General features: G+C 61.7%; 18 protein-coding genes. 14 read left to right on the forward strand and 4 right to left on the reverse strand.

Annotated elements, in window-relative coordinates; all coding sequences use genetic code 11:
- Positions 1-47: 47 nt before the first annotated feature.
- Positions 48-2396: a hybrid sensor histidine kinase/response regulator gene (locus PDR5_RS25140; RefSeq protein ID WP_064599651.1), complete on the reverse strand. Its 2349-nt coding sequence runs from the start codon at positions 2394-2396 to the stop codon at positions 48-50.
- Positions 2397-2700: 304 nt separating this feature from the next.
- Here PDR5_RS25140 and PDR5_RS25145 point away from each other — a divergent pair, with 304 nt between their 5' ends.
- The 4 genes from PDR5_RS25145 to PDR5_RS25160 all read left to right on the forward strand — a co-directional run bounded on the left by PDR5_RS25145 (position 2701) and on the right by PDR5_RS25160 (position 6221).
- Positions 2701-3498: a hydroxymethylpyrimidine/phosphomethylpyrimidine kinase gene (locus PDR5_RS25145; protein WP_039771996.1), complete on the forward strand. Its 798-nt coding sequence runs from the start codon at positions 2701-2703 to the stop codon at positions 3496-3498.
- 24 nt (positions 3499-3522) lie between these two features.
- Positions 3523-4146, forward strand: a complete 624-nt coding sequence (gene thiE, locus PDR5_RS25150; protein ID WP_064599653.1) for a thiamine phosphate synthase — start codon at positions 3523-3525, stop codon at positions 4144-4146.
- Between the two features lie 10 nt (positions 4147-4156).
- The gene (hemL, locus tag PDR5_RS25155; RefSeq protein ID WP_064599654.1) at positions 4157-5440 is read left to right on the forward strand and encodes a glutamate-1-semialdehyde 2,1-aminomutase; all 1284 of its coding nucleotides are present in this window, start codon (positions 4157-4159) and stop codon (positions 5438-5440) included.
- A 226-nt stretch (positions 5441-5666) separates the two neighbouring features.
- The gene (locus tag PDR5_RS25160) at positions 5667-6221 is read left to right on the forward strand and encodes a tetratricopeptide repeat protein (protein ID WP_003228518.1); all 555 of its coding nucleotides are present in this window, start codon (positions 5667-5669) and stop codon (positions 6219-6221) included.
- 110 nt (positions 6222-6331) lie between these two features.
- Here the strand turns inward: PDR5_RS25160 and PDR5_RS25165 are convergent, their stop codons facing one another.
- A complete protein-coding gene (locus PDR5_RS25165; RefSeq protein WP_027617776.1) occupies positions 6332-6661 on the reverse strand; it encodes a DUF1820 family protein in 330 nt (109 codons plus the stop codon).
- 133 nt (positions 6662-6794) lie between these two features.
- Here PDR5_RS25165 and miaB point away from each other — a divergent pair, with 133 nt between their 5' ends.
- From miaB to lnt, 5 genes are all read left to right on the forward strand, one after another.
- Positions 6795-8123 carry a tRNA (N6-isopentenyl adenosine(37)-C2)-methylthiotransferase MiaB gene (gene miaB / locus PDR5_RS25170; protein WP_064382169.1) on the forward strand — a complete coding sequence of 443 codons (1329 nt, stop codon included), beginning with the start codon at positions 6795-6797 and terminating at the stop codon, positions 8121-8123.
- A gap of 217 nt (positions 8124-8340) precedes the next feature.
- Positions 8341-9345, forward strand: coding sequence for a PhoH family protein (locus tag PDR5_RS25175; protein WP_064599656.1), 1005 nt, complete (start codon positions 8341-8343; stop codon positions 9343-9345).
- Positions 9338-9832: an rRNA maturation RNase YbeY gene (gene ybeY, locus PDR5_RS25180; RefSeq protein ID WP_007958682.1), complete on the forward strand. Its 495-nt coding sequence runs from the start codon at positions 9338-9340 to the stop codon at positions 9830-9832. The genes PDR5_RS25175 and ybeY overlap by 8 nt, the downstream gene beginning before the upstream one ends.
- 5 nt (positions 9833-9837) lie before the next feature.
- A complete protein-coding gene (locus PDR5_RS25185; RefSeq protein WP_007909641.1) occupies positions 9838-10677 on the forward strand; it encodes an HlyC/CorC family transporter in 840 nt (279 codons plus the stop codon).
- A 14-nt stretch (positions 10678-10691) separates the two neighbouring features.
- Entirely contained in the window at positions 10692-12215 is a 1524-nt protein-coding gene (gene lnt / locus PDR5_RS25190; protein WP_039771840.1) for an apolipoprotein N-acyltransferase, read from the forward strand.
- A 73-nt stretch (positions 12216-12288) separates the two neighbouring features.
- On the opposite strand, the gene PDR5_RS25195 is transcribed toward lnt, so the two are convergent.
- Both PDR5_RS25195 and PDR5_RS25200 read right to left on the reverse strand, forming a co-directional pair.
- On the reverse strand, positions 12289-13068 hold the full coding sequence (locus PDR5_RS25195) for a YdcF family protein (protein ID WP_064599658.1): 780 nt from the start codon (positions 13066-13068) through the stop codon (positions 12289-12291).
- Between the two features lie 105 nt (positions 13069-13173).
- Positions 13174-13497 carry a hypothetical protein gene (locus PDR5_RS25200; RefSeq protein ID WP_039771843.1) on the reverse strand — a complete coding sequence of 108 codons (324 nt, stop codon included), beginning with the start codon at positions 13495-13497 and terminating at the stop codon, positions 13174-13176.
- A gap of 254 nt (positions 13498-13751) precedes the next feature.
- Here PDR5_RS25200 and leuS point away from each other — a divergent pair, with 254 nt between their 5' ends.
- From leuS to PDR5_RS25225, 5 genes are all read left to right on the forward strand, one after another.
- Entirely contained in the window at positions 13752-16358 is a 2607-nt protein-coding gene (leuS, locus tag PDR5_RS25205; protein ID WP_064599659.1) for a leucine--tRNA ligase, read from the forward strand.
- Between the two features lie 87 nt (positions 16359-16445).
- Positions 16446-17051, forward strand: coding sequence for an LPS-assembly lipoprotein LptE (locus PDR5_RS25210; RefSeq protein ID WP_064599662.1), 606 nt, complete (start codon positions 16446-16448; stop codon positions 17049-17051).
- 39 nt (positions 17052-17090) lie between these two features.
- Positions 17091-18128: a DNA polymerase III subunit delta gene (holA, locus tag PDR5_RS25215; protein WP_064599663.1), complete on the forward strand. Its 1038-nt coding sequence runs from the start codon at positions 17091-17093 to the stop codon at positions 18126-18128.
- 141 nt (positions 18129-18269) lie between these two features.
- Positions 18270-18434: an alternative ribosome rescue factor ArfA gene (gene arfA / locus PDR5_RS25220; protein WP_007958672.1), complete on the forward strand. Its 165-nt coding sequence runs from the start codon at positions 18270-18272 to the stop codon at positions 18432-18434.
- A 61-nt stretch (positions 18435-18495) separates the two neighbouring features.
- A complete protein-coding gene (locus tag PDR5_RS25225) occupies positions 18496-19818 on the forward strand; it encodes a lytic murein transglycosylase (RefSeq protein ID WP_064599666.1) in 1323 nt (440 codons plus the stop codon).
- Positions 19819-19883: the final 65 nt, after the last annotated feature.

Here is a 19883-nt window from a genome sequence, read left to right on the forward strand (position 1 = left end):
ACCGATCAAAGTGTCATATTGGCCTAAATGCCGGCGCTTTCACCCTATCAGCAACTCAACACCCGCCGCTGCATCGCCACCTGCAGATCCTCGAATTTCACCGGTTTGCTCAGATAATCGATCGAGCCACCGGAGGCACAATGCTCGCGATCCGCCCCCAGCGCGATCATGAACACCGGCAGATGAGCGCATCCCGGCAGGTCACGAATCTGGCAACACAGCGATGCTCCATCCAGCGGCGGCAACTGGCAATCGATCAGCACGGCATCGAAACGCTCGCGCTGCAAACAGTCGAGCGCCGCCGCGCCGTGGTCGGCGGTGCGTACGCGGAAACCGAGCTTGAGCAACATGCCGCGCATCACCAATTGGTTGACACTGTTGTCGTCCACCAGCAACACGGTGCAATCCTGCGGTGCACGCACGGTGTCGCGGCTGAACGCGGGCACGGCTTCCACTTCCGGCAACTCAAACTCGACATCCAGTTGAAAGCGGCTGCCACTCCCCGGTTCGGAGCGGTGCGTGAGCTTGCCACCGAGCAATTCCACCAATTGACGGCAGATCGCCAGACCGACGCCCAGCCCGCCATATTCGCGGGTCATCGAGCCGTCGAGCTGGAAGAACCGCTGATACATCGTCGCCTCGCCCAGATCGGTAAAACCGATGCCGGTATCGATCACCGCGAAGGACAGCGCCAGGCGATTGTCCGTCGACGGTTTGCCGGTGACCCGCAAGGCGAGGCCGCCGACGCGGGTGAACTTGATCGCGTTGTCCAGCAGGCATTCCAGGCATTGCGCGAGTTTGGCGCTGTCGCCATGCAGGCGATCCGGCAGGGTCGGCAGCACGTCGACCTTGAAGTCCAGCGACTTGCTCGAAGCATTGCCATCGAACTGAATCCGCAACGCCTCGACCACCCCGCGCAGGCTGAAACTGCCCGGCGTCGCCTTGAGTTTGCCGGCCTGCAATTCGGTCAGGGTCAGGATGCCGTTGACCATGCGCATCATGTCCCGCGCCGAACCGGCGGCCGTCTGCTGATACTGCTCCAGTTCCGGATCGAGTTCGACGGTCTGCATCAGCTCCAGCGAACCGATCACCCCGTTCATCGGCGTGCGCAGTTCGTGGGTCAGGGTCGCGAGGAATTCGTCCTTGAGCTTGTTGCTGTGGGCCAGTTGCTGGTTCAGCACTTCAAGTTTCTGGCCGGCGTCGAACAGGGTCTGCGCCTGTTGTTCGCGCATGGCGTTGATGCGATCGGCCAGCGCCAGTGACAGCAGCGCCACTTCGATGGCCGAACCGATCTGGCTGGCGTACATGGTCAGGAACACATTCGGCAGCAGGCCCAGCACCATCATCGTGTTGACGATGCCGCCGATCAGGAACGCCGACCAGGCAATGATGAAATAGCGCGCCACCCGCAGACCGCGCCACCAGGCGAGGATCCCGGCGGCGAAGATCACCACGGTGAAGGTCAGTGCCAGGGTCGTCGCCAGACGCAGGGCCAGGCCATAACTGGTCATCAACGACAGACCGATCACCACGGCGCCAAAAACAATCAGGGCGATCAGCAGACGATCGAGCCAACGGCTGTGGTTCTTCGTCTGCAGGAAACTGCGGGCGAACTGGCTGCCGAACAGCCCCGCGCAACCGATGAAGAACGGCGTGGCGGCGTTGGCCCACCAAGGGTTGTCCGGCCAGAAATACTCGACCGCCGCGCCGTTGACCGACAGCTGATAAAGGCCGAACGAGGCGATATAGAAGATGTAATAGAGGTAACTGGTGTCGCGCACGCTGAGGTAGATGAACAGGTTGTAGACCAGCATCCCCAGCAGCACGCCATAAATGATCCCCAGCACGTACAGGCGCACCGGCTGGTCTTCGAGGTACGCGGTGCTCGACCACAACGTCACCGGCGCCTGGATCGAGCCTTCGCTGGACAACCGCAGATAAACGGTTCGCTGCTGATCCGGCTTGAACGCCAGGTCGAACAGGTAATTGTTCTGGCGGATCTCGCGACTGGCGAACGGCAAGGCGTCCCCTGTCTGTCGCACCAGACGGTAGTCACCGGCCGCATCGGGCAGATACAGGTCGAGATGATCGAGCGGCGGATACGCCAGTTCCAGCAGCCAGCTGCGCTGCGCCGACGGGTTGGTCGGGCGGTAATGCAGGTCGATCTTCAGCCAGAACGCCGAGCGCGAATAACCGGCATTGAGCGTGGCTTTGTCATGGGGTTTGAAGTTTCCGGCGGCGGCTTGCGCGCGGACGTCGGCAATGCTCGCCTGACCGCTCGGGTCTTCGAACACTTGCAGGGATCGACCCAGCGGGAGGCTCTGGGTGAACTCGTCGAACTCGACGGCGCTTGCCAGGAAGGGCAAGCAGAACAGCAACATCAACAAATAGCGCATTGAAGCCCCAGCGTGGCTTGGCCGGTTGTGTCAGGAAGCCCCCCATTCCCTTTGAGATGACGTAAAACCGGTATTACCTGTTATTGGTTTGGATCCACTCTAGCATAGCCGTTGATGGCCATTGAGCACCATGGAAATTTTTCCCACAAAGGCTCTAGAACGGGCGTTCCAGAGAAAAACACCGGGCTAGAGCTGTTGGCTCGGTCAGATTGTGACAAGCGCTGTGGATACCGCTACCCGTGTTATCGGCCGCGCACTGCGCCACAACACCCGCAAAACAGGTTTGGTGGTAAGCTCGCGCACCATGAATATCTACAGCTCACGCCCCGTTGTCCTCTGTCTCTCCGGCCACGACCCCAGTGGTGGCGCCGGCCTGCAGGCAGATATCGAAGCCCTGCTCGCTCAGGGTTGCCATGCGGCTCCGGCCGTCACCGCCCTGACCGTGCAAGACACCGTCAACGTCACTGACTTTCGCGTCCTCGACCGTGAGTGGGTACTGGCCCAGGCCAATGCCGTGCTCAACGACTCCGAAGTCGCGGCGGTGAAACTGGGCATGCTCGGTTCCCTGGAAATGGTCGACACCGTCGTCGAACTGCTTCAGGCGCACCCGCACTTGCCAGTGGTCTGCGACCCGGTGCTGCGTGCCGGCGGCGGCGGACGCCTGGGCAAGGACGAAGTCGGCTACGCCATGCGCGAACGCCTGCTGCCGCTGTCGATCATCGCCACCCCCAACCTTCCCGAAGCCCGGATTCTTGCCGAACTGCCGGAAGGCACCGCAGACGAGTGCGCTGAAAAACTTCTGCCGTTCATCAAGAACCTGCTGATCACCGGCGGTCACGGCGACGAAACTGAAATCCACAACCGCCTGTACAGCCGTGATGGGCTGCGCGAAACCTTCAAGTGCCAGCGCCTGCCCGGCAGCTATCACGGTTCCGGCTGCACCCTGGCCAGCACCCTCGCCGGCCGCCTGGCACTGGGCGAAAACCTCGCCAGCGCGGTGCGTACTGCGCTGGATTACACCTGGCGCACCCTGCGCGATGCTGAACAGCTGGGCAAAGGCCAGTTCGTGCCGCGTCGTCTGCCGCTGGATTTCTGTTCCTGATGTTCCGAGCCTGAGGTCTGCGCGATGAAACTACGTGGCCTGTATGCCATCACCGACAGCCAGTTGCTGGCCGGCAAGTTTCTGTCCTACGTGGAGGCGGCGCTGGAAGGCGGCGTCACCCTGCTGCAATACCGCGACAAGAGCAGCGACGAGGCCCGCCGTCTGCGTGAGGCCGAAGCCCTGCGCGATCTGTGCGAGCGCTACAAGACGCAATTGATCATCAACGATGACGCCGAACTTGCCGCGCGCCTGAACGTCGGCGTGCACCTGGGCCAGACCGACGGCCCGCTGTCGCCGACCCGCGCCCTGCTCGGCTCCAAGGCGATCATCGGTTCGACCTGCCACGCGCAGCTGGAACTGGCCGAACAGGCCGCCAGGGAAGGCGCGAGTTACGTCGCCTTCGGTCGGTTCTTCAATTCCAACACCAAACCCGGTGCACCGAGTTGCAGCCTCGATCTGCTCGACGAAGCCAAGCGCACCCTGCACCTGCCGATCTGCGCGATCGGCGGCATCACCCTCGACAACGCTGCGCCATTGGTGGCCCACGGTGTCGATCTGCTGGCCGTGGTCCATGGCCTGTTCGGCGCCGACAGCAGCGCCGAAGTGACCCGCCGCACTCGCGCCTTCAATGAATTATTAAAAGTCTGAGAGCCCGATCATGTCTCGTTCCGAAACCCTGTTTGCCAACGCCCAGAAACACATTCCCGGTGGCGTGAACTCACCGGTGCGCGCGTTCAAGAGCGTTGGCGGCACGCCGCTGTTCTTCAAGCACGCCGAAGGCGCCTACGTCACTGACGAAGACGACAAGCGTTATGTGGATTACGTCGGCTCCTGGGGCCCGATGATCCTTGGCCACAGCCACCCGGACGTGCTGGACGCAGTGCGTAACCAGTTGCAGCACGGCCTGTCCTACGGCGCGCCGACCGCGATGGAAACCGAGATGGCCGACCTGGTCTGCTCGCTGGTGCCGTCGATGGAGATGGTGCGCATGGTCAGCTCCGGCACCGAAGCGACCATGAGCGCGATCCGTCTGGCCCGTGGCTTCACCGGCCGCGACAGCATCATCAAGTTCGAAGGCTGCTACCACGGTCACTCCGACAGCCTGCTGGTCAAGGCCGGTTCGGGCGCACTGACCCAGGGCGTACCGAGCTCGGCCGGCGTACCGGCAGCGTTCGCCAAACACACCCTGACCCTGCCGTTCAACGACATCGACGCGGTTGAAAAAATGCTCGCCGAAGTCGGCCAGGACGTCGCCTGCATCATCGTCGAGCCAGTGGCCGGCAACATGAACTGCGTACCACCGGCGCCGGGTTTCCTCGAAGGCCTGCGCAGCCTGTGCGACAAGCACGGCGTGGTGCTGATTTTCGACGAAGTGATGACCGGTTTCCGCGTCGCCCTCGGCGGTGCCCAGGCCTACTACGGCGTGACCCCGGACCTGACCACCTTCGGCAAGATCATCGGTGGCGGCATGCCGGTCGGCTGCTTCGGCGGCAAACGCTCGATCATGGAACGCATCGCGCCGCTGGGCCCGGTCTATCAGGCAGGCACCCTGTCGGGCAACCCGCTGGCGATGGCCGCCGGCCTGACCACCCTGCGCCTGATCAGCCGTCCGGGTTTCCACGCCGAGCTGACCGACTACACCACGCGTCTGCTCGACGGCCTGCAACAGCGCGCCGATGCCGCCGGCATTCCGTTCGTGACCACCCAGGCGGGCGGCATGTTCGGTCTGTACTTCAGCGGTGCCGACGACATTGTTACGTTTGAAGACGTAATGGCCAGCGATGCAGCGCTGTTCGGCCGCTTCTTCCACCTGATGCTGGAAGGTGGCGTGTACCTGGCACCGAGCGCCTTCGAAGCCGGTTTCACCTCGATCGCCCATGGCGAAGCCGAGCTGAAACTGACCCTCGACGCCGCCGAACGCGCCTTCGCCAAGTTGAAGTAAAACGCCCCGCCGCTGACGTTGGCCATTGCCAGCGTCAGCGTTCTCCTACATCTGCACGCCTTTTCCGACACGCCTGCCAAAAATCTCCCATAAAGTGGGCGATATATTTCCCGCGCAGCAGAAAATCGAGTAAAGACTTTGTAAGGATGGCCCTGCTTATTTCATAATGCGCGCTTATTGGATCCCTCGACGGGTCCGCGCGCCCTTCAGAGGTAAGTCGATTCCCATGAACCGCACCGGCCGCACCCTTGCCTTGGGCTGCCTGTTGCTCCTTCAGCCGCTGCTCGCACATGCACAAGCAGGCGGCAACTCGTTGTTGATCCCGGCGATGGGTCGCTGCACCCTCAATACTCAGCCGCAAGATGTCACGCAGGCCCTCGCCGCCTGCCAAAAGGCAGCGGATGAAGGGGATGCGCAAGCGCAATACGAGTTGGGTGAGTTCTACTACGACGGCAAGAATGCGCCGCGCGACCTCAATCAAGCCCTGAGCTATTTCGAAAAGGCCTCGCTGCAGGGCCATGCCCAGGCGCAGTTCAAGCTCGGCACCATGTTCTTCCACGGCGAAGGCGTGCAGGCCAACAACATTCAGGCGTACATTGTGCTGAAGATGGCGGCGGTCAACGGCGCAGAAGATGCACTGGACACCGCCGACGAAGTCTCCGAAAAAATGTCCCGCGAAGATCTCGAAACCGCGACCCAGGTGCTCGGGCAAATTTTCCGTAAATACCTGATGGAACTGCAAAGCGCCGACGGGCGTACGCCGTTCTCGCCCCTTCCCTGATTTCTCTATAGATTTTTCTGGCCTCTTCGCGAGCAAGCCCGCTCCCACATTGATTGCATTCCCCTGTGGGAGCGGGCTTGCTCGCGAATGAGGCGACTCGGTCTTACGGTTTACTTCTCAGGCATCGGCATCGGAAACGGCATCACGTTACCAACGCCGCCACGGGCTTCGCTGATCTTCGGCGTTCCCAGACGCTCGACCTCGTCGATGCGCACGATCGAGTGCATCGGCACAAAGCTGCGCACCACACCTTCGAACTGCGCCTTGAGCTTTTCTTCGCTCGGGTCGACGACCACTTGCGTGCGCTCGCCAAAGACGAACTCTTCCACTTCCAGGAAGCCCCACAGATCACTTTGATAGATCTGCTTGGCGTACATTTCGAACACCTGGCCCTGGTTGAGGAAAATCACCTTGTAGATTGGAGCTTCGCGTTTGGTCATGGCGGGCAGACAGCATCGGGGTAAAAAATGAGGGCGCGAACTATAGCATAGCCACCGGACGCACAGCGGTAGGAACCTGGAGACATGTTCCCTATAATGCGCGGTTCTTTGAACCACGTGACGACCCTATTCCATGGCCAAGAAGCTTTACATCGAAACCCACGGTTGCCAGATGAACGAGTACGACAGCTCGCGCATGGTCGATCTGCTGGGCGAACACCAGGCCCTGGAAGTCACGGCGCGCGCCGAAGATGCCGACGTGATTCTGCTCAACACCTGCTCGATTCGCGAACGCGCTCAGGACCGGGTGTACTCCCAGCTCGGCCGCTGGCGCGAACTGAAACTGGCGAACCCGGACATGGTGATCGCCGTCGGCGGTTGCGTGGCCAGCCAGGAAGGCGCGGCGATCCGTGATCGCGCGCCGTACGTCGACGTGGTGTTCGGCCCGCAGACCCTGCACCGCCTGCCGGAAATGATCGACGCCGCGCGCATCAGCAAGCTGCCGCAAGTCGACGTCTCGTTCCCGGAAATCGAAAAATTCGACCACCTGCCCGAGCCGCGCATCGACGGCCCCAGCGCCTACGTGTCGGTGATGGAAGGCTGCAGCAAGTACTGCACCTTCTGCGTGGTGCCTTACACCCGCGGCGAAGAAGTCAGCCGACCGTTCGACGACGTGATCGCCGAGATCATTCACCTGGCCGAAAACGGCGTGCGTGAAGTGACCCTGCTGGGGCAGAACGTCAACGGCTATCGCGGGCTGACCCACGACGGTCGCCTGGCGGATCTGGCGGAACTGATCCGCGTCGTCGCGGCGGTCGACGGCATCGACCGCATCCGTTACACCACCTCGCACCCGCTGGAATTCTCCGACAGCCTGATCCAGGCCCACGCCGAAGTGCCGGAACTGGTCAAGCACCTGCACTTGCCGGTGCAGTCGGGTTCGGACCGGATTCTGGCCGCGATGAAGCGCAACCACACGGCGCTGGAGTACAAATCCAAGTTGCGCAAATTGCGCGCCGCCGTACCGGGCATCTGCATCAGCTCGGACTTCATCGTCGGCTTCCCGGGGGAAACCGAGAAAGATTTCGAACAGACCATGAAGCTGATTGCCGACGTCGGTTTCGACTTTTCCTACTCGTTCGTCTACAGCCAGCGCCCGGGCACCCCGGCCGCCGATCTGGCCGACGACACTCCGGAAGAACTGAAGAAAGAACGTCTGAACGCCTTGCAGCATCGTTTGAATCAGCAAGGGTTCGAGATCAGCCGACAAATGGTCGGTTCGATCCAGCGGATTCTGGTGACCGATTATTCGAAGAAAGACCCGGGCGAGCTGCAAGGGCGGACCGAGAATAACCGTATCGTCAATTTCCGCTGCGACAATCCGACCCTGATTGGCCAGTTCGCCGACGTGCACATCGACGCGGCGCAACCGCACTCGCTGCGCGGCTCGCTGATCCAGTAACACCATTTGTTCAACTGTGGGAGCGAGCCTGCTCGCGATGAACGATGACGCGGTTTGCCAAGTCAACCGTGGCGTGGCCATCGCGAGCAGGCTCGCTCCCACAATGGACCGGCCTGGATCTTGAGAACAGGCTCATCCATTTAAGAGCTTTCGCACCCACGCCGCTGGCGTTATCCTTCAATTCATCCCAATTGCCCCAGGGCGGCTAAATACGACCTTGAACGCACCCATCGAACCACATCGTTTCATTCTCGAGCCCTTTGAGGCTCGCCGCTTCGCCAATCTGTGCGGGCAGTTCGACGAGCACTTGCGGCTGATCGAACAGCGCCTGGCCATCGAGATCCGCAACCGCGGCAATCAGTTCGAGCTGATCGGCGAGCCCAAGCACACCACTTCCGCGGAAAACCTGATTCGCCGCCTGTACCGGGAAACCAAGGGTTCAGAGCTGTCGCCGGATACGGTTCACCTGTTCCTCCAGGAATCGGCCGTCGAGCAACTGGACAACCCCGCCCCCGCCGAAGCCTCCGTCGCCCTGCGCACCAAGAAAGGCATGATTCGCCCACGCGGCTTGAATCAGCTGCGCTACGTGAAGGAAATCCTCGGCAACGACATCAACTTCGGCATCGGCCCGGCCGGTACCGGCAAGACCTACCTGGCTGTCGCCTGCGCCGTCGATGCTCTGGAGCGCGAACAGATCCGGCGCATCCTGCTGGTGCGTCCGGCGGTCGAAGCGGGTGAAAAACTCGGCTTCCTGCCCGGCGACCTGTCGCAGAAGATCGACCCTTACCTGCGCCCGCTCTACGACGCGCTCTACGAAATGCTCGGCTTTGAATACGTGGCCAAGCTGATCGAGCGTCAGGTGATCGAAGTCGCGCCACTGGCCTACATGCGCGGTCGCACGCTGAACAACAGCTTCATCATTCTCGATGAGAGCCAGAACACCACCGTCGAGCAGATGAAGATGTTCCTGACCCGGATCGGTTTCGGCTCCACTGCCGTGATTACCGGCGACATCACCCAGGTCGACCTGCCACGCGGCACCAAATCCGGACTTCATCACGTCATCGAAGTTCTGAAAGATGTGCCGGGTATCAGCTTCACCCATTTCCAGCCTAAGGACGTGGTGCGCCACCCGTTGGTGCAACGCATCGTCGAAGCCTACGAGCGCTTCGAGACGCGTATCGCTGAAGAAGCGCCAAAGGACACTCGCCACGATGCTTGAGCTTGACCTGCAAATCGCGACCGAAGCGTCTGCGCCGACCGAAGCCGAATTCCGCCAATGGTGCGAACTGGCCTTGCGTCAGCGCACCGCCGACTCGGAAATGACCATTCGTCTGGTCGACGAGGAAGAAGGCCGCGAACTGAATCACACCTGGCGGCACAAGGATTACGCGACCAACGTGCTGTCCTTTCCCGCCGAAGTGCCCGACGAGTTTCTCGACATTCCATTGCTGGGCGATCTGGTGATCTGCGTGGCGGTGGTCGAGCGCGAAGCTGCCGAACAGGGCAAGGAACTAAAGGCCCACTGGGCACATCTGGTCATTCACGGCTGCTTGCATCTGCTTGGTTACGACCATATAGATGACGAGGAAGCCGAGGAAATGGAAGCACTGGAACGCGAGTTGCTTGCCGAATTGGGTTATCCCGATCCGTACGCGGACGACGAAACCGAAACATCCCCTACTGTTACAACAAAGGATTCAGAGTAATCGCTATGAGCGAAGATCGATCGAGCAACGGGCAAAAGTCATGGCTGGGTAAACTGACCCAGGCTTTTGCCCACGAGCCGAAGAACCGCCAGGAGCTGCTGGAGCTGCTGCGCGATGCACATCAGAACAAACTGCTGGACAGCGAAGCGCTGGCCATCGTCGAAGGCGCCATCCAGGTGGCTGACCTGCAGGTTCGCGACATCATGGTGCCGCGCTCGCAGATGATCAGCATCAAGGCGACCCAGACACCCCGCGAATTCCTCCCCGCCGTGGTCGACTCGGCCCACTCGCGCTACCCGGTCATCGGCGAAAGCCATGACGACGTGATGGGCGTGCTGCTGGCCAAGGATCTGCTGCCGCTGATCCTCAAGGAGAACGGCGACAGCTTCAACATCAAGGACCTGCTGCGCCCGGCCACCTTTGTGCCGGAGTCCAAGCGCCTGAACGTGTTGCTGCGTGAGTTCCGCGCCAACCACAACCACATGGCCATCGTCATCGACGAATACGGCGGTGTGGCCGGCCTGGTGACCATCGAAGACGTGCTCGAGCAGATCGTCGGCGACATCGAAGACGAGCACGACGTCGAAGAAGACAGCTACATCAAGCCGCTGCCCAGCGGTGATTTCCTGATCAAGGCCCTGACGCCGATCGAGAACTTCAACGAGTTCTTCGACAGCGAATTCTCCGACGACGAGTTCGACACCGTCGGCGGGCTGGTGATGAGCGCGTTCGGGCACTTGCCAAAACGCAACGAAATCACTGAAATCGGCGCCTATCGCTTCCGCATCCTGAACGCCGACAGCCGTCGGATTCACTTGTTGCGACTCACGCCAATCGCCCGGTAAATTTAAGGACTGAAATGCGCTGGACAACCCGCCCCGGCTGGCCCGGTAACCTGCTGGCCGTGGCGGCCGGTGCAATCACCACCTTCGCTCTGGCACCGTTCGATCTCTGGCCGCTGGCCCTGCTGGCGGTCGGCCTGTTCTACGCCGGCCTGCGCGAGCTGAGCCCGCGTCAGGCACTGGGTCGTGGCTGGTGCTTCGGTTTCGGCCTGTTCGGCGCCGGCACCAGCTGGATCTATTACAGCATCCACCACTTCGGCGGAGCCTCGGTGCTGCTGGCCGGTTTCCTGATGCTGATCTTCACGGCGGCCATTGCCTGGTTCTTCGCCCTGCCCGCCTGGCTCTGGGCGCGCTGGTTGCGGCGTAACGAAGCGCCGGTGGCCGACGCCCTTGCATTTGCGGCGCTATGGGTAGGCCAGGAAGCTTTCCGCGGCTGGTTCCTCACCGGTTTTCCGTGGCTGTATTCCGGTTACAGCCAGCTCGATGGCCCGTTGGCCGGACTCGCGCCGGTGGGCGGCATGTGGCTGGTGTCGTTCGTTCTCGCACTGACCGCTGCACTGATCTACAACGCACCGCGCCTGCTGCAAACCCGCCGCAAAGCCTTCATCGCTGCCGGCCTGGTATTGCTGATCGGGCCGTGGGCGGCGGGCATTGCGCTCAAGGGCCATGCCTGGACCAGCCCGGCCGGCGCGCCGCTGACCGTTGCCGCCATCCAGGGGAACGTCGCGCAAAGCATGAAATGGGACCCGGCCGAACTCAATGCGCAACTGGCGCTGTACCGCGATCTGAGTTTCCGCTCCAAACCGGTGGATCTTTTGATCTGGCCGGAAACCGCCGTGCCGGTGCTCAAGGAGTCAGCCGAGGGCTACCTGACCATGATGGGCAACTTCGCCGCCGAGCGTAAATCGGCGCTGATCACCGGCGTGCCGATCCGCGAAATGGTCCGTCACGAAAAACGCTTCTTCAACGGCATCACCGTAGTCGGCGAAGGCGATGGCACTTATCTGAAGCAGAAACTGGTGCCGTTCGGCGAATACGTACCGTTGCAGGACATCCTGCGCGGGCTGATCGCGTTCTTCGACCTGCCGATGTCCGACTTCGCCCGCGGCCCTGCCGATCAGGCGCTGTTGCAAGCGAAGGGCTACCAGATCGCGCCGTTCATCTGCTACGAAGTGGTGTATCCGGAATTCGCCGCAGGCCTGGCGGCACGCAGCGATCTGCTGCTGACGATCAGCAACGACACCTGGTTCGGTACGTCGATCGGCCCGCTGCAACACCTGCAAATGGCGCAGATGCGCGCGCTTGAAGCCGGACGCTGGATGATTCGCGCGACCAACAACGGCGTGACCGGGCTGATCAACCCGTTCGGCCAGATCACCGAGCGAATTCCGCAGTTCGAGCAGGGCGTGCTCTACGGCGAAGTGGTGCCGATGCACAACCTGACGCCGTATCTGCAATGGCGCTCGTGGCCGCTGATCATCCTGTGTGTGGTGCTGTTCGGCTGGGCGCTGATGACCAACCGGATGTCCAAGACGCTCTGAGAAATCGCCCGCTCCCACAGGTGACCACTGTGGGAGCGGGCTTGCTCGCGAAAGCGCCATCAACGACAACGCATCAATCGGTGCTGTCATTCCCTCGGTAGAACAGCGAATAGCCGATCTGCCCCACCGCCTCGTTCATCAACTGCCCGCTCTGCCAGATCGACTTGAACTCCGGCAGCCAGCCGCCGAACGGTCGCGCATTGTCCGTGCCGAGGAAACCGACCGGCGCCGGCACGACCTCGAACCCGGCCTGTTGATAACTCCACACCGCTCGCGGCATATGCCAGGCCTGGGTGACCAGCACGATGCGTTTGACGCCTTCCGGCAACAGCATTTTGGCGCTGAATTCGGCGTTCTCCCACGTAGTGCGGCTCTCTCCCTCCTGCCAGCGCACGGTCACGCCGAAGTCATCGCGCAGCGAATCCGCCATCAGCTTCGCCTCGGTCGGCGGCGTACCGTAATGCAGGCCGCCGCTGGTCAGAATCGGCAGCCCGGATGCCTTGGCCAGTCGCGCCGCATAACGTTGGCGCTCCAGCCCGACACCGGTCGGTTGATCTTCACCCCAGGCCAGATCGCCGCGCTCGCGGCCGGAGCCCAGCACCACAATCGCATCGGCGCGCTGCGCCAGGCTTTTCCATGCTTCCCGGGCCAGCGGCGGCTCGCGCTCCAGGGCTTTGGCGCCCCATTGCACGACTACCGGCAAACTCATCAGCAAGAAGCCACCAAAACCCAGGGCGAAACACAGCCCGGCCAGTCGCGGCCGCGAACGTCGCAACCACCAGGCGACGAGTAGCAGCAACAAGAGAAGGCCTGGCGGCAATAGAAGTTGTTTAATGAAATAACGAAAAGGCATCGAGCATCTCCAGAGATGCCCGAAGCCTAAGTGGGTTGATACAGCGCGACAACCAGTAGGGTCGGATCCCGTTGAAAAAGATCCGCTTTTTGACCTGCCATGCGTTTACTTGGCCTGCAGAGTCCGCACTTTGACGGCGTCTCTGCCGGGTGCCTTGTCCTTGAGCCAGATGACCTTGGCCGAATGGGCAGCATCGAGCTGTTTCACTGCTTGTGACAGGTATCCGTGGGTTTCACGCTCACTGCGATCCAGATAGGCCTTGACCAGTTTGAACTCGGCGGGACTCAAGCCACGCAATTCCAGCTCCAGGGGGCGCTCGTCGCGCAGCCTTCCAGCGGTTTTTGCCGCGTCCAGGGCCATCCCCAGACGATCGATCAACCGCTCGTACAACTCGGGTTTGGTAACGTTTTTTTGCTGTGACTCCACCATCCCTCACCTCATTGAAGATAAGACTCACTCCCCAGTTAGAGCTTAGCTTCGCTGCACAAACCGGCTGCGTGCCGCGACCAACGGCCCTCGCCGCGATTTCGGCCGGTCAAACGGCTGCAATCAGGGTTTCCCTAGGCCAAGCGCGGTCATGTATGCTACGGCGCTTCCTGTAACTCCACTTCCAGCTCGTCCGACATGCCCGGGACGTCGCATTGAAGAGGATTAGGCCACCCCTATCCAGTACAAAAGTAGCCATGCACGAACAATATCAGCCCCGTGAAATCGAAGCCGCCGCCCAATCGTTCTGGGACGAGCAAAAGTCCTTTGAAGTCAGTGAACAGCCAGGCAAGGAAACCTACTACTGCCTGTCGATGTTCCCTTACCCCAGCGGCAAGCTACACATGGGGCACGTGCGCAACTACACCATCGGCGACGTGATCTCCCGCTACCAGCGCATGCTCGGCAAGAACGTTCTGCAACCGATGGGTTGGGACGCCTTCGGCATGCCGGCGGAAAACGCCGCCATGAAGAACAACGTGGCCCCGGCCAAGTGGACCTACGAAAACATCGCCTACATGAAATCCCAGCTGCGCAGCCTGGGCCTGGCGGTCGACTGGTCGCGGGAAGTCACCACCTGCAAGCCGGATTACTACCGCTGGGAACAATGGCTGTTCACTCGCCTGTTCGAGAAAGGCGTGATCTACCGCAAGAATGGCACCGTGAACTGGGACCCGATCGACCAGACCGTTCTGGCCAACGAACAGGTGATCGACGGTCGCGGCTGGCGTTCCGGCGCGCTGATCGAAAAGCGCGAAATCCCGATGTACTACTTCAAGATCACCGCCTACGCGGATGAGCTGCTGGAGAGCCTCGACGAACTGACCGGCTGGCCTGAGCAGGTCAAGACCATGCAGCGCAACTGGATCGGCAAATCGCGCGGGATGGAAGTGCAGTTCCCGTACAACGTCGACTCGATCGGCGAAACCGGCACCCTGAAAGTCTTCACCACCCGTCCGGACACCCTGATGGGCGCAACTTATGTTGCCGTGGCCGCCGAGCACCACCTGGCCGCTCTCGCCGCGAAGAACAACCCTGAGCTGCAAGCGTTCATCGCCGAATGCAAGGGCGGCAGCGTCGCCGAAGCCGACGTCGCCACTCAAGAGAAGAAAGGCCTGCCGACCGGGTTGTTCGTCGAGCACCCGCTGACCGGCGAAAAACTGCCGGTGTGGGTCGCCAACTATGTACTGATGCACTACGGCGACGGCGCGGTCATGGCTGTGCCGGCGCACGACGAGCGCGATTTCGAATTCGCCCACAAGTACAACCTGCCGGTCAAATCCGTGGTGCGCACCAGCTCCGGTGAAACCAACCCGGCGCCATGGCAAGACGCCTACGGCGAGCACGGCACGCTGATCAACTCCGGCGAATTCGACGGTCTGGACTTCGCTGGCGCGTTCGACGCCATGGAAGTCGCCCTGATCAAGAAAAACCTCGGCGCCTCGCGCACCCAGTTCCGCCTGCGCGACTGGGGCATCAGCCGTCAGCGCTACTGGGGCTGCCCGATCCCGATCATCCACTGCGATGCCTGCGGCGACGTGCCGGTGCCGGAAGATCAACTGCCGGTCGTCCTGCCGGAAGACGTGGTGCCGGACGGCGCCGGTTCGCCGCTGGCACGCATGCCCGAGTTCTACGAGTGCACCTGCCCGAAATGCGGTCAGCCTGCCAAGCGTGAAACCGACACCATGGACACCTTCGTCGAGTCGTCCTGGTACTACGCCCGTTACGCCTCGCCGCACTTCGAAGGCGGTCTGGTGGAAAAATCCGCGGCCGACCACTGGTTGCCGGTGGATCAGTACATCGGTGGTATTGAACACGCCATTCTTCACCTGCTGTACGCGCGTTTCTTCCACAAGCTGATGCGCGACGAAGGCCTGGTGAGCTCCAACGAGCCGTTCAAGAACCTGCTGACTCAAGGCATGGTGATTGCCGAGACTTACTATCGCCGCGAAGCCAACGGCGCCTACACCTGGTTCAACCCGGCGGACGTCGATCTCGAACGCGACGGCAAGGGCAACGTCACCAGCGCCAGACTGAAAACCGACGGTCTGCCGGTGGAAATCGGCGGCACCGAGAAAATGGCCAAGTCGAAGAACAACGGCGTCGACCCTCAATCGATGATCGACCAGTTCGGCGCGGACACCTGCCGCCTGTTCATGATGTTCGCCTCGCCGCCCGACATGAGCGCCGCGTGGTCCGACTCCGGCGTTGAAGGTTCGCACCGCTTCCTCAAGCGCGTCTGGCGTCTGGCTCAGGCCCACGTCACTCAGGGCCTGCCGGGCAAACTGGACATCGCCGGCCTGAACGACGAGCAGAAAGCCGTTCGTCGCGCGATCCACCAGGCGATCAAGCAGGCCAGCCATGACGTCGGCCAGAATCACAAATTCAACACCGCCATCGCCCAGGTGATGACGCTGATGAACGTGCTGGAAAAAGCAGCACAATCCACCGAACAGGATCGTGCACTGGTTCAGGAAGGTCTGGAAGCCGTTACGCTGTTGCTGGCTCCGATCACCCCGCACATTTGCCACGAACTGTGGAATCAACTGGGCCACGCCGACCCTGTGATCGACGCCGGCTGGCCAGTGGTGGATGAAAGCGCACTCGTTCAGGACAGCCTGACCCTGGTGATCCAGGTCAACGGCAAGCTGCGTGGCCAGATCGAAATGCCGGCCGCCGCGACCCGTGAAGAAGTCGAAGCGGCAGCCCGTGCCAACGAGAACGTACTGCGTTTCGTTGACGGCCTGACGATTCGCAAAGTGATCGTAGTGCCCGGGAAACTGGTCAATATCGTCGCCAGCTAATTGGATCGGGCGTCAGGTGTGCCTGACGCCCAGTAAAACCTTTCGGGCCACAGAGTCGGCCCACATGGTTTCAAGGGGAGCAACACAATGATCAAACGCAATCTGCTGGTGATGGGCCTCGCCGTCCTGTTGAGCGCCTGCGGTTTCCAGCTGCGTGGTACCGGCACCAACGAACTTTCGATCAAGGAGCTCGATCTGAGCGCCCGCAACGCCTACGGCGAAACCGTGACGCAACTGCGTCAGGTGCTGGAGGCCAGCGGCGTCAAGGTCGTTTCCGGTGCGCCGTACAAGCTTTACCTGTCCGATGAGCAGGAAAGCCAGCGCATCCTCAGCTACGCGGGCGCCGGTCGTACTGGCGAATATCAGGTGAGCACCGTGCTGACCTACGATATCCGCGGCGAAAAGGACCTGTTGCTCAAGAGCGACAAGCTTGAAGTGCAGAAAGTGTTCATCCACGACGGCAACAACCTCGTGGGTTCCGACCAGGAAGCCAACGATGCCCGACGTGAAACACAACGCGAGCTGGTACAGCGCATGATGCTGCGTCTGCAACAGCTGACACCGGCACAGCTTGACGCTCTGCAGCAAACCGCCAACGCACGGGCCAAGGCAGAAGCCGACGCCCTCGAAGCGGCACAGAAGGCTGAAGCGGAAACCCCGCGCCAGTCGCCGCTCGAACTGCCGCAGCAGTAAGACGTTCGGGGCGCTCAGGCGCCCCGTTCGCCCTCTCTTATGAAGCTCGCTCCCGCCCAACTCGGCAAACACCTGCAAGGCGCTCTTGCGCCGGTCTACATCATCAGCGGCGATGACCCGCTGCTGTGTCAGGAAGCCGCCGACGCCATTCGCTCCGCTGCCCGCCAGCAAGGGTTCGACGAACGTCAGGTGTTTGCCGCCGACGCCAATTTCGATTGGGGTACGTTGCTGCAGGCCGGCGCCAGCATGTCGCTGTTCGCTGAAAAACGCCTGCTGGAACTGCGCCTGCCTTCGGGCAAGCCCGGTGACAAGGGCGCCGCCGCACTGATCGAATATTGCTCACGCCCGGCTGAAGACACGGTGCTGCTGATCAGCCTGCCGAAGCTCGACGGCAGCACGCAGAAGACCAAGTGGGGCAAGGCGCTGGTCGAGGGTCAGCAGACCCAGTTCGTGCAGATCTGGCCGGTGGATGCCAACCAGTTGCCGAGCTGGATTCGTCAGCGCCTGTCCCAGGCCGGCTTGTCGGCCAGTCAGGACGCGGTCGAACTGATTGCCGCGCGGGTCGAAGGCAACCTGCTGGCCGCTGCGCAAGAGATCGAAAAGCTCAAGTTGATGGCCGAGGGCGGGCAGATCACCATCGAAACCGTACAGGCGGCCGTGGCCGACAGTGCGCGTTTCGACGTGTTCGGCCTGACCGATGCAGTGCTTAACGGCGAACCGGCCCACGCCCTGCGCATGCTCGAAGGGCTGCGCGGTGAAGGGGTCGAGCCGCCGGTGATCCTCTGGGCCCTGGCTCGGGAGTTACGGCTGCTGGCCAACATCTCGTTGCAATACAGCCAGGGCACGCCGCTGGACAAGTGCTTCAGTCAGGCCAAGCCGCCGGTCTGGGACAAGCGAAAACCGCTGATGAGCAAGGCCCTGCAACGCTACTCGGCGCAACGCTGGGCACAGTTGCTGCTCGAAGCCCAGCGCATCGATGCACAAATCAAGGGCCAGGCGGCCGGCTCGCCGTGGATGAGCCTGAGCCGGTTGGCGCTGCTGATGGCCGGTCAGCGCCTGACATTGCCTGCCGAATGAATTCCGGGATCGCGCGCTGCGATCCCGTTTTTTTACCGAGTCCATTTCCTACAGAACATCCCGCCCTCGGTCCTATAGACAGACGCTCTAGATCGGCAGATTATCTGCCGCGCAAAACCTCACTCAATCGAGAGAATCATCATGAGCAAAAAGCCATCGAAACATGGCCACAACAAGGCCAAATCCATCGTCGCCCAACCCCTGTTCCGCAGCCGTCAGGAACGACCAACCAAGGGTAAAGGCAGCTACCGCCGCGAAGCCTTCCAGTCTGACAGCTGGGAGGCTTCTTACTTTCTGGCCGCTTGAAGCGCAGCACCCCTTCCTCATGTTAAGGTCTGCACCTGATTCGTATTCCCTGGACCCGTGCATGCCCCTCAGTCTTTCCCGTCGTTGGCCCTTTCGCCAACTGATCGCTGCCTCCAGCTTCGTATTGCTCGTCGCCTGCGCGGAAAAACCCACCGCCGCTGACGCTCAACCGCTTCAGACCGTCCCCGTTGCCACAGCCCCAGCGGTCATCCCGCCGGTAGTGCCGTCCGGTGACAACCTCGACCTGCAACCGACCCAGACCTTTGCCGAATGGCAGGCCGGTTTCCGCAAGGAAGCCCTGGCCGCCGGCATTCGTGCCGACCTGTTCGACCGTGCCTTCGCCAATGTCAGCTTCGATGCCAGCGTGATTCGCGCCGACCGCAGCCAGCCGGAGTTCGCCCGGCCGGTCTGGGAATACCTGGATGGCGCACTGTCGCCGTTGCGCGTGCGCAAAGGCCAGGCACTGATCAGCCAGTACGCCGACATTCTGCAGAGCATCGAACAGCGTTACGGCGTCGATCGCCAGGCGCTGGTGTCGGTGTGGGGGATGGAAAGCAATTTCGGCCAGTTCCAGGGCAGCAAGTCGGTGATCAACTCGCTGGCGACCCTGGCCTATGAAGGTCGCCGTCCGGGCTTTGCCCATGCGCAGCTGATTGCGGCGCTGCAGATCCTGCAACAGGGCGACATCACGCCGGAGAAAATGCTCGGCTCCTGGGCCGGCGCAATGGGCCAGACCCAGTTCATCCCGACCACCTACAACACCCACGCCGTGGACTTCGACGGTGACGGTCGCCGCGACATCTGGGGCAGCCCGGCTGACGCATTGGCCTCCACCGCGCACTACCTGCAAAGCTCCGGCTGGCAGCGTGGCCAGCCGTGGGGCTTCGAAGTGCAACTGCCGAGCGGTTTCAACTACACCCTGGCCGACGGCGCTATTCGAAAAAGCGTCGCCGAATGGCGGCAATTGGGCGTAACCCTGCCGAACGGCGGCCAGGTGCCGGCCGGCTCCGAGCAACTGTCTGCTGCTCTACTGCTGCCGGCTGGCTACCGTGGCCCGGCGTTCCTGATCCTCGATAACTTCCGGGCGATCCTCAAGTACAACAATTCGTCGTCCTACGCACTGGCCGTCAGCCTGTTGTCCGAGCGCTTCAACGGCGCCGGCCTGATCAATGGCAGCTGGCCAAAAGATGACCTGCCGTTGAGCCGCACCGAGCGGATCGAACTGCAAAACCTGCTGACCGCGCGCAACTACGACGCAGGCACCGCCGACGGGATCATCGGTGCCAATACGCGCAAGGCGATTCGCGCTGCGCAGCAGTCATTTGGTTGGCCGGCGGATGGTTATCCGACGCACAAGCTGCTGGAAAGCCTGCGTAACCAGTAAAAGCATCGCGGGCAAGCCCGCTCCCACAGGTTTAGAGGTGATCGCAGTTCTGCGTACAACCTGAA

The organism is Pseudomonas sp. DR 5-09 (genome assembly GCF_001655595.1).
GTDB lineage: Bacteria > Pseudomonadota > Gammaproteobacteria > Pseudomonadales > Pseudomonadaceae > Aquipseudomonas > Aquipseudomonas pharyngis.

Coding starts and splice junctions, on each gene's coding strand:
- PDR5_RS25165 (WP_027617776.1), bottom strand. CDS start 6,661: ATGACCAAACGCGAAGCTCCAATCTACAAGGTGATTTTCCTCAACCAG.
- PDR5_RS25185 (WP_007909641.1), top strand. CDS start 9,838: ATGAGCGAAGATCGATCGAGCAACGGGCAAAAGTCATGGCTGGGTAAA.
- PDR5_RS25225 (WP_064599666.1), top strand. CDS start 18,496: ATGCCCCTCAGTCTTTCCCGTCGTTGGCCCTTTCGCCAACTGATCGCT.
- PDR5_RS25145 (WP_039771996.1), top strand. CDS start 2,701: ATGAATATCTACAGCTCACGCCCCGTTGTCCTCTGTCTCTCCGGCCAC.
- miaB (WP_064382169.1), top strand. CDS start 6,795: ATGGCCAAGAAGCTTTACATCGAAACCCACGGTTGCCAGATGAACGAG.
- PDR5_RS25140 (WP_064599651.1), bottom strand. CDS start 2,396: ATGCGCTATTTGTTGATGTTGCTGTTCTGCTTGCCCTTCCTGGCAAGC.
- arfA (WP_007958672.1), top strand. CDS start 18,270: ATGAGCAAAAAGCCATCGAAACATGGCCACAACAAGGCCAAATCCATC.
- PDR5_RS25195 (WP_064599658.1), bottom strand. CDS start 13,068: ATGCCTTTTCGTTATTTCATTAAACAACTTCTATTGCCGCCAGGCCTT.
- PDR5_RS25210 (WP_064599662.1), top strand. CDS start 16,446: ATGATCAAACGCAATCTGCTGGTGATGGGCCTCGCCGTCCTGTTGAGC.
- PDR5_RS25160 (WP_003228518.1), top strand. CDS start 5,667: ATGAACCGCACCGGCCGCACCCTTGCCTTGGGCTGCCTGTTGCTCCTT.
- holA (WP_064599663.1), top strand. CDS start 17,091: ATGAAGCTCGCTCCCGCCCAACTCGGCAAACACCTGCAAGGCGCTCTT.
- thiE (WP_064599653.1), top strand. CDS start 3,523: ATGAAACTACGTGGCCTGTATGCCATCACCGACAGCCAGTTGCTGGCC.
- ybeY (WP_007958682.1), top strand. CDS start 9,338: ATGCTTGAGCTTGACCTGCAAATCGCGACCGAAGCGTCTGCGCCGACC.
- PDR5_RS25200 (WP_039771843.1), bottom strand. CDS start 13,497: ATGGTGGAGTCACAGCAAAAAAACGTTACCAAACCCGAGTTGTACGAG.
- leuS (WP_064599659.1), top strand. CDS start 13,752: ATGCACGAACAATATCAGCCCCGTGAAATCGAAGCCGCCGCCCAATCG.
- lnt (WP_039771840.1), top strand. CDS start 10,692: ATGCGCTGGACAACCCGCCCCGGCTGGCCCGGTAACCTGCTGGCCGTG.
- hemL (WP_064599654.1), top strand. CDS start 4,157: ATGTCTCGTTCCGAAACCCTGTTTGCCAACGCCCAGAAACACATTCCC.